This is a genomic window from Streptomyces sp. MK37H, assembly GCF_018035285.1.
Lineage (GTDB): Bacteria > Actinomycetota > Actinomycetes > Streptomycetales > Streptomycetaceae > Streptomyces > Streptomyces endocoffeicus.
Genome location: NZ_JAAAYH010000382.1, coordinates 1 through 8,707, shown reverse-complemented (window position 1 = coordinate 8,707; position 8,707 = coordinate 1). Strand labels below are relative to the sequence as shown.

General features: G+C 72.8%; 5 protein-coding genes. 3 read left to right on the top strand and 2 right to left on the bottom strand.

Annotated elements, in window-relative coordinates; translation table 11 throughout:
* Both meaB and GWI24_RS35080 read right to left on the bottom strand, forming a co-directional pair.
* The coding region (gene meaB, locus GWI24_RS35085) for a methylmalonyl Co-A mutase-associated GTPase MeaB (protein WP_210950081.1) at positions 1 to 957 on the bottom strand (957 nt) is incomplete at its 3' end.
* Positions 958 to 1,138: 181 nt separating this feature from the next.
* Positions 1,139 to 2,317, bottom strand: a complete 1,179-nt coding sequence (locus tag GWI24_RS35080) for an acetyl-CoA C-acetyltransferase (RefSeq protein ID WP_210950083.1) — start codon at positions 2,315 to 2,317, stop codon at positions 1,139 to 1,141.
* Between the two features lie 157 nt (positions 2,318 to 2,474).
* On the opposite strand from GWI24_RS35080, the gene mce reads away from it, so the two are divergent.
* From mce to GWI24_RS35065, 3 genes are all read left to right on the top strand, one after another.
* Positions 2,475 to 2,927, top strand: coding sequence for a methylmalonyl-CoA epimerase (gene mce, locus GWI24_RS35075; RefSeq protein WP_198271578.1), 453 nt, complete (start codon positions 2,475 to 2,477; stop codon positions 2,925 to 2,927).
* A 247-nt stretch (positions 2,928 to 3,174) separates the two neighbouring features.
* Positions 3,175 to 7,203, top strand: coding sequence for a polarized growth protein Scy (gene scy / locus GWI24_RS35070; protein WP_281791060.1), 4,029 nt, complete (start codon positions 3,175 to 3,177; stop codon positions 7,201 to 7,203).
* A 259-nt stretch (positions 7,204 to 7,462) separates the two neighbouring features.
* Positions 7,463 to 8,401, top strand: a complete 939-nt coding sequence (locus GWI24_RS35065) for a cellulose-binding protein (protein ID WP_037958439.1) — start codon at positions 7,463 to 7,465, stop codon at positions 8,399 to 8,401.
* Positions 8,402 to 8,707: the final 306 nt, after the last annotated feature.

Here is an 8,707-nt window from a genome sequence, read left to right as displayed (position 1 = left end):
GCCCTGCTCGGTCACCGCCGCCACCAGCTCGTCCGCCGCCGTGTACGGGTCCAGCTCGCCCGCGACGACCCGCTCGGCGAGGGCGCCCAGGCGGCGGTCGCCGTGCAGATCGCCGATCCGCTCCCGCAGCGCCGTCACCGCGATCGTCTCGACCTCGCCCGCGGCCCGCCGCATCCGGCGCTCCGCGAGCACACCGTGCTCCTCCATCCACGCACGGTGCTTCTCCAGCGCCTCGACGACCTCACCGATCCCCTCGCCGCGCGCCGCCACGGTCTTCACGATCGGCGGCCGCCAGTCGCCCGGCGACCGCGCCTCTCCCAGGCCCAGCATGTGGTTGAGCTCGCGGGCCGTGGCGTCGGCACCCTCCCGGTCGGCCTTGTTGACCACGTACACATCGCCGATCTCCAGGATCCCGGCCTTGGCCGCCTGGATCCCGTCGCCCATCCCCGGCGCGAGCAGCAGCACGCTAGTGTCGGCCTGGGCCGCGATCTCGACCTCGGACTGGCCGACGCCCACCGTCTCCACCAGGATCACGTCGCAGCCGGCCGCGTCCAGCACCCGGATGGCCTGCGGGGCGGCCCAGGCGAGCCCGCCGAGGTGGCCGCGGGTGGCCATGGAGCGGATGTAGACGCCGGGGTCGGAGGCGTGCTCCGACATCCGTACCCGGTCGCCGAGGAGCGCCCCGCCGGAGAACGGCGAGGAAGGGTCCACGGCGAGCACGCCCACCCGCTTGCCCGCCCGCCGGTAGGCGGAGACGAGCGCGGAGGTCGACGTGGACTTGCCGACCCCCGGCGAGCCGGTCACCCCGACCACATACGCGCCCCCGGCCAGCGGAGCGAGCGCGGCCATCACCTCGCGCAGCTGCGGCGAGGCGCCCTCGACCAGCGAGATCAGCCGGGCGACCGCACGCGGCCGCCCCTGCCGCGCCTGCTCCACCAGCGTGGGCACATCAGCCATGAGTGCCGTACTCCTTATCGCTTGAGCACAATCGCCTGATCACAATCGCCTGATCACAGCCGCTTGATCACAATCGCCTGATCACAGTCGCTTGATCACAGTCGCTTGATCACAGTCGCTTGATCACCACGGAGACCGACCTCCCGCGCGGGGACCGGGACCGGGACCGTCCACTTCCCGTCTATTTACCCGCCGGCACCCGCAGGATCAGCGCGTCGCCCTGCCCGCCGCCACCGCACAGCGCCGCCGCGCCGGTGCCGCCGCCACGCCGCCGCAGCTCCAGCGCCAGATGCAGCGCGATGCGCGCGCCGGACATCCCGATGGGGTGGCCGAGGGCGATCGCACCCCCATTCACATTCACCTTTTCGGGGGAGACGCCCAGGTCCTTCATTGACTGCACGGCGACCGCGGCGAACGCCTCGTTGATCTCGATGAGATCGAGGTCGTCCACCGTCAGCCCGTCCTTGCCCAGGGCGTGCGCGATCGCGTTGGACGGCTGCGACTGGAGGGAGTTGTCGGGTCCCGCCACATTTCCGTGGGCGCCGATCTCGGCGATCCACTCCAGTCCGAGCTCCTCGGCCTTGGCCTTGCTCATCACGACGACCGCGGCGGCACCGTCCGAGATCTGCGACGCCGTGCCCGCGGTAATCGTCCCGTCCTTGGTGAACGCGGGCCTCAGCCGGGCCAGCAGCTCCGCCGTGGTCTCGCCGCGGATGCCCTCGTCCTTGTCGAAGACCACCGGCTCGCCCTTGCGCTGCGGGATCTCCACCGGGGTGATCTCGGCGTCGAAGAGGCCGTTCTTCTGCGCGGCGGCGGCCCGCTGGTGGGACTGGGCCGCGAACTCGTCCTGCTCGGGGCGCTGGATGCCCAGCCGGGTGTTGTGCTTCTCGGTGGACTCGCCCATGGCGATGTGCTCGAAGGCGTCCGTGAGCCCGTCGTACGCCATCGCGTCGAGCATCTCGACCGCGCCGTACTTGTACCCCTCACGGGACTTGGGCAGCAGATGGGGGGCGTTGGTCATGGACTCCTGGCCGCCCGCGACCACGATGTCGAACTCACCGGCGCGGATCAGCTGGTCGGCCAGGGCGATCGCGTCCAGCCCGGAGAGGCAGACCTTGTTGATCGTGAGGGCGGGCACGCTCATCGGGATACCGGCCTTGACCGCCGCCTGACGGGCGGGGATCTGCCCGGCGCCCGCCTGGAGCACCTGCCCCATGATCACGTACTGCACCTGCTCGGCACCGACCCCGGCCCGCTCCAGCGCGGCCTTGATCGCGATACCGCCCAGGTCGGCACCGGAAAACGAGCGCAGGCTGCCGAGCAGCCGTCCCATGGGCGTGCGCGCGCCCGCCACCATCACAGAGGTCGTACGAGTCATTGGTGCGTCCCCTTCACGAGGAGAAGGAAGTTAACGAGGGTTATCGTCAATGTACTGACGAGTACCCGCGCGGTCACCGGCCCATCGGTGTGATCGCGCGCACGTTGCGTAACCGACCGTACGGCGGTGCACTGTTCCCATGCTGACGAGAATCGACCACATCGGGATCGCCTGTTTCGACCTCGACAAGACTGTCGAGTTCTACCGTGCCACGTACGGCTTCGAGGTGTTCCACTCCGAGATCAACGAGGAGCAGGGCGTCCGCGAGGCCATGCTCAAGATCAATGAGACCTCCGACGGCGGGGCCTCCTACCTGCAGCTTCTCGAGCCGATCCGGGAGGACTCCGCGGTCGGCAAGTGGATGGCCAAGAACGGTGAGGGCGTCCACCACATCGCCTTCGGCACCGCCGACGTCGACACCGACTCCGAGGCCATCCGCGACAAGGGCGTCCGGGTCCTCTACGAGCAGCCCCGCCGCGGCTCGATGGACTCCCGGATCACCTTCCTCCACCCCAAGGACTGTCACGGTGTGCTGACCGAGCTCGTCACCGCCGCGAACCCCGCCGCGCACCAGGACGAAGAGGATCACTGAAGCGGACCACTGACCTACCCCTTCCCCGGCCGGTAGAGTGCTGCATCGGCCGGGGTACGGAAACGGAGAGGGTTCGGGGTCCGGCCCGGGCTTCGCCGATGATCTGACACCATTTCTTCGGAAGGGCCAGCTCCGGTCCGACCCGGCACGCACTTCGCCTGGTCGGTACCGCAAGGGAAACCGTCGAGGAACCTCGGGGCACCGCAAGGGACCACGGGAGCCTGGAGGGTTACGGAGCCGGCCGCCAATGCGACCAGGGGACGGATGGGACCGCGCAGTGCGGGGCTACGACCGCTACGAGCCTGACGATCAGCTCTCGAAGTTCGAGGCCGAGATGGAGCGGCTGAAGACCGAGCGGGAGAAGGCCGTCCAGCACGCCGACGACCTCGGCTACCAAGTCGAGGTGCTGCGCGCCAAGCTGCATGAGGCGCGCCGTAATCTGGCGGCCCGCCCCGCCTACGACAGCGCCAACGCCGGCTACCAGGCTGAGCAGTTGCTGCGGGACGCGCAGCTCCAGGCGGATCAGCTGCGCGCCAACGCCGAGCGGGAGCTGCGCGAGACCCGCGCCCAGACCCAGCGGCTGCTCCAGGAGCAGGCCGAGCGGCAGTCCCGGCTCGAGGCCGAGCTGCACGCCGAGGCCGTGGCCCGGCGCCAGCGGCTGGACCAGGAGCTGGCCGAGCGCCGCGCCACCGTCGAGTCCCACGTCAACGAGAACGTGGCCTGGGCCGAGCAGTTGCGGGCCCGTACCGAGGCGCAGGCCCGCCGGCTCATGGACGAGTCCCGGACCGAGGCCGAGCAGGCCCTGGCCGAGGCCCGCGCCGAGGCCCAGCGGATGACCGAACAGGCGCGCCAGCGGCTGGGGTCGGAGGCGGAGGCCGCCCGCGCCGAGGCCGAGGCGATCCTGCGCCGGGCCCGTACCGACGCCGAGCGGCTGCTGGCCAACGCGGGCGCCCAGGCCCAGGAGGCCACCGACCACGCGGAGCAGCTGCGCACCTCCACCGCCAGCGAGGCGGACCAGGCCCGCCGTGCCGCGTCCGAGCAGACCCGCGCCGCCGAGCAGCGGATGCAGGAGGCCGAGCAGGCGCTGCGGGAGGCGCGCAGCGAGGCCGAGAAGGTGGTCACCGAGGCCAAGGACGCGGCGGCCAAGCGGCTCGCGGCCGCCGAGTCGGACAACGAGCAGCGCACCCGTACCGCCAAGGCGGAGGTCGCCCGGCTGGTCGGCGAGGCCACCAAGGAGGCCGAGCGGCTGCGGGCCGAGGCCGAGCAGCTGCGGGACGACGCCCGCGCCGAGGCCGAGCGGATGATCGCCGAGGCGGGCGACGACGCCCGGGCCCGGGCCGCCGAGGACTCCGCCGCCCAGCTGGCCAAGGCGGCCCGGAGCGCCGAGGAGGTGCTGTCCCGCGCCTCGGAGAAGGCGCAGTCCACCACCAAGGCGGCCACCGACGAGGCGGAGCGGATCCGGCGCGAGGCCGAGGAAGAGGCCGACCGGCTGCGGGCCGAGGCGCACGACACCGCCGAGCAGCTCAAGGGCACGGCCAAGGACGACACCAAGGAGTACCGCGCCAAGACCGTCGAGCTGCAGGAGGAGGCCCGCCGGCTGCGCGGCGAGGCCGAGCAGCTGAAGTCGGAGGCGGCCGCCGAGGGCGAGCGGGTCCGCGCCGAGGCGCGCCGTGAGGCGGTCCAGCAGATCGAGGAGGCGGCCAGCACCGCCGAGGAGCTGCTGACCAAGGCCAAGGCCGACGCCGAGGAGACCCGCTCCGGTGCCACCACCGAGAGCGAGCGGGTGCGCACCGAGGCCATCGAGCGGGCCAACGCGCTGCGCCGGCAGGCCGATGAGCTGCTGAAGCGGGCCCGTGGCGAGGCCGAGGAGCTGGTGACCTCGGCCGAGGAGCAGGCCGAGCGGGTCAAATCGGAGGCGGCCACCGCGGCCGAGGAGCTGCGCGAGGAGGCCGAGCGGGCCGCCGAGGACCGCCGCGCCGAGGCCGAGGGCGAGCTCAACCGGCTGCACCAGGAGGCCGAGCAGCGGCTCTCCTCCGCCGACCAGGCGCTGCGGGACGCCCGCGAAGAGGCGGAGCGGCTGCGCAAGGAGACCGCCGAGGAGATCGAGCGGCAGCGCACCGAGTCCGCCGAACGGCTGAACGCGCTGCGTCAGCAGGCCGAGGACGAGGCCGCCCGGCTGCGCGACGAGGCCGCGGCGGACGCGTCGAACGCGCGTGCCGAGGGCGAGTCGGTGGCCGTACGGCTGCGCGGCGAGGCCGCCGCGGAGGCCGAGCGGCTGCGCGCGGAGGCCCAGGAGACGGCCGACCGGGTGCGCGCGGAGGCGGCGAGCGCCGCCGAGCGGATCGGCAACGAGGCCGCCGAGGCCCTGGCCGCCGCCCAGGAGGAGGCGGCCCGCCGCCGTCGCGAGGCCGAGGAGCTGCTCGCCGACGCCCGCGAGGAGGCGCAGGCGGAGCGTACGGCGGCGCGGGAGCAGAGCGAGGAGCTGCTGGCCGCCGCCCGGAACCGGGTCTCCGAGGCGCAGGTCGAGGCGCAGCGGCTGGTCGAGGAGGCCGAGCGGCGCTCGGCCGACCTGGTGGCCGCCGCCGAGCAGACCGCCCAGCAGGTGCGGGACTCGGTCACCGGGCTGCACGAGCAGGCCGAGCAGGAGATCACCGCGCTGCGCAGCGCCGCCGAGCACGCCGCGGAGCGGGTGCGCGACGAAGCGCAGGGCGAGGCCGACCGGGTCCGCGCGGACGCCTACGCGGAGCGGGAGCGCGCCTCGCAGGACGCCACCCGGGTGCGGCGGGAGGCCACGGAGGAGTCCGAGGCCGCCAAGTCGCTCGCGGAGCGCACGGTCGCGGAGGCGATCGCCGAGGCGGAGCGGCTGACCGAGCAGGCCCGCGAGGAGGCGGGCAGGCGCCGCGCCGATGCCGCCGAGCAGGCGGACCGGCTGGTCACCGAGGCCACCCACGAGGCCGAGCGGCTGCGCGCCGAGGCCAACGAGACGCTCGACGAGGCGCGGCGCTCGGCCAACAAGTCCCGTGCCGAGGCCGCCGAGCAGGCCGATACGCTCATCAGCGGCGCCACCGAGGAGGCCCAGCGGCTGGTCTCGGAGGCCACCACACGGGCGCAGGTGCTGCGTACGGAGGCGTCCGACGCGCGGGCGACCGCGGAGCAGGACGCGGCCCGCACCCGGGCCCAGGCCCGCGGCGACGCCAACAACATCCGCTCGGAGGCGGCCGAGCAGGCGGACCGCCTGGTCACCGAGGCCCGCAACGAGGCCGACCGGCTGCGCGCGGAGGCGAGCGGCGAGGCGGAGCGGCTGCGCAGCGAGGCCGCGGAGACCGTCGGTTCGGCGCAGCAGCACGCGGCGCGCACCCGCGCCGAGGCCGAGCGGGTCGCGACCGAGGCGGCGGCCGAGGCGGAGCGGATCCGCAACGAGGCGCAGGCCGAGGCGGACCGGCTGATCGACCGGGCGCGCGAGGACGCCAACAAGCGGCGTTCGGACGCCGCCGAGCAGGCCGACCGGCTGATCACCGAGGCCTCGGCGGAGGCCGAGCGGCTCACCTCCGAGGCGCAGGAGGCCGCGCTGCGCGCGGCGACCGCGGCCGAGGAGCAGGCGGACACCATGGTGGGCGTGGCCCGCCAGGAGGCGGACCGGCTGGTCTCCGAGGCCACGGCCGAGTCCAACGCCATGGTGGAGAAGGCCCGTACGGACTCCGACACCATGCTGGGCGAGGCCCGGGGCGACGCCACGGCCATCCGGGAGCGCGCCGAGGAGCTGCGCGCCCGTACCGAGGCCGAGGTCGAGGAGTTGCACGAGCGGGCCCGCCGGGAGTCCGCGGAGCAGATGAAGGCCACCGGCGAGCGGGTCGACAAGCTGGTCGCGGCGGCCACCGCGCAGCTGATGAAGGCCGAGGAGAAGGCCAAGTCGCTGGTCGCGGAGGCGGAGAGCGAAGCGAGCCGGGTGCGGATCGCGGCGGTGAAGAAGGCCGAGGGTCTGCTGAAGGAGGCCGAGCAGAAGAAGACCGCGGCCGAGCGGGAGGCGGACCGGCTCCGGACCCAGGCCACGGACGAGGCACAGCAAATCGTGGACGAGGGTAAGCGCGAGCTGGAATTGCTCAAGCGCCGCCGCGAGGACATCAACGCGGAGATCTCCCGTGTCCAGGACGTCCTCGAGGCGTTGGAATCCTTCGAGACCCCCGCGTCGGGTGGCGCGGGCGGCAAGGAGAACGGCCAAGTCAAGACAGCGGCGGGTGCGGGTGCGACGAGGAGTGGAAAGCGGTCGGAGGGGTAACCGTATCCAGGGGGACGAGTCTCAGCCGTGCCTATCGAGGTTTCGCTTAAGTCTCGCGTCGGTTTCGCGTAAGTCTCGCGTCAGGCTGCGTCCATCACGGCATGTCCGTATCATCCCGACGAGTGACGAGGTCTCCGTCTTACTGCCACTCAAAAGGCTGGAGATTCTGCAGATCAAACAGACGTTGACTCGATGACACGCCGTTCGGCCCCCTAGGATTCCCTCTATCACCTCACCGGTCTCTTTCGACAGGAACCCCATGAGCGACACTTCCTCCCCCTTCGGCTTCGAGCTCGTGCGGCGTGGGTACGACCGCGGTCAGGTGGACGACCGCATTTCCAAGCTCGTCGCCGATCGTGACAGTGCACTGGCCCGTATCACCTCTCTGGAAAAGCGCATCGAGGAGCTGCACCTCGAGACGCAGAACGCTCAGGCCCAGATCAACGATTCGGAGCCGTCCTACGCGGGGCTCGGCGCACGGGTCGAGAAGATCCTCCGTCTCGCCGAGGAAGAGGCGAAGGATCTGCGCGAGGAGGCCCGCCGCGCCGCCGAACAGCACCGTGAGCTGGCCGAGTCGGCCGCCCAGCAGGTCCGCAACGACGCCGAGTCGTTCGCCGCCGACCGCAAGGCCAAGGCCGAGGACGAGGGCGCGCGGATCGTCGAGAAGGCGAAGGGCGAGGCGGCCACGCTGCGCCAGGAGGCGCAGAAGGACGCCCAGTCCAAGCGCGAGGAAGCGGACTCCCTCTTCGAGGAGACCCGCGCCAAGGCCGCGCAGGCCGCCGCCGACTTCGAGACCAACCTCGCCAAGCGCCGCGAGCAGTCCGAGCGCGACCTGGCCTCGCGTCAGGCCAAGGCCGAGAAGCGGCTCGCGGAGATCGAGCACCGCGCCGAGCAGCTGCGCCTGGAGGCCGAGAAGCTGCGCACCGACGCCGAGCGCCGCGCCCGTCAGACGGTGGAGACCGCGCAGCGCCAGGCCGAGGACATCGTGGCCGACGCCAACGCCAAGGCGGACCGCATCCGCAGCGAATCCGAGCGCGAGCTCGCGGCGCTGACCAACCGCCGCGACAGCATCAACGCCCAGCTGACCAACGTCCGCGAGATGCTGGCCACGCTGACCGGCGCGGCGGTGGCCGCGGCCGGTGCCCCGGGCGAGGACGAGGCGGCCACCCGCGGCGTCCCGGCCCAGCAGTCCCGGTGACCCTCGGTCACACCGGAGCGCCCGATGCCCCGCGCCGCCCAAGCGGCGCGGGGCACGCGCATGTTATGGGCAACGATCGCCTTCCCGGCCTGGCCACACGAAGGGCCACGTAGCGGCCCGGCGGCCCAACAACCCAGCCCCGCCGGCGATTGAGCAGCGGGGACCCGGGGGCGGAGCCCCCACACGGCCCCGGACGAGGCACCGACCAACCCAACCCCTCCAGCGATAGAGCAGCCGGGGCCCGAGAGCGGAGCCCCCACACGGCCCGGGACGGGGCACCGGAGAATCCAGCCCCTCCGGCGATTG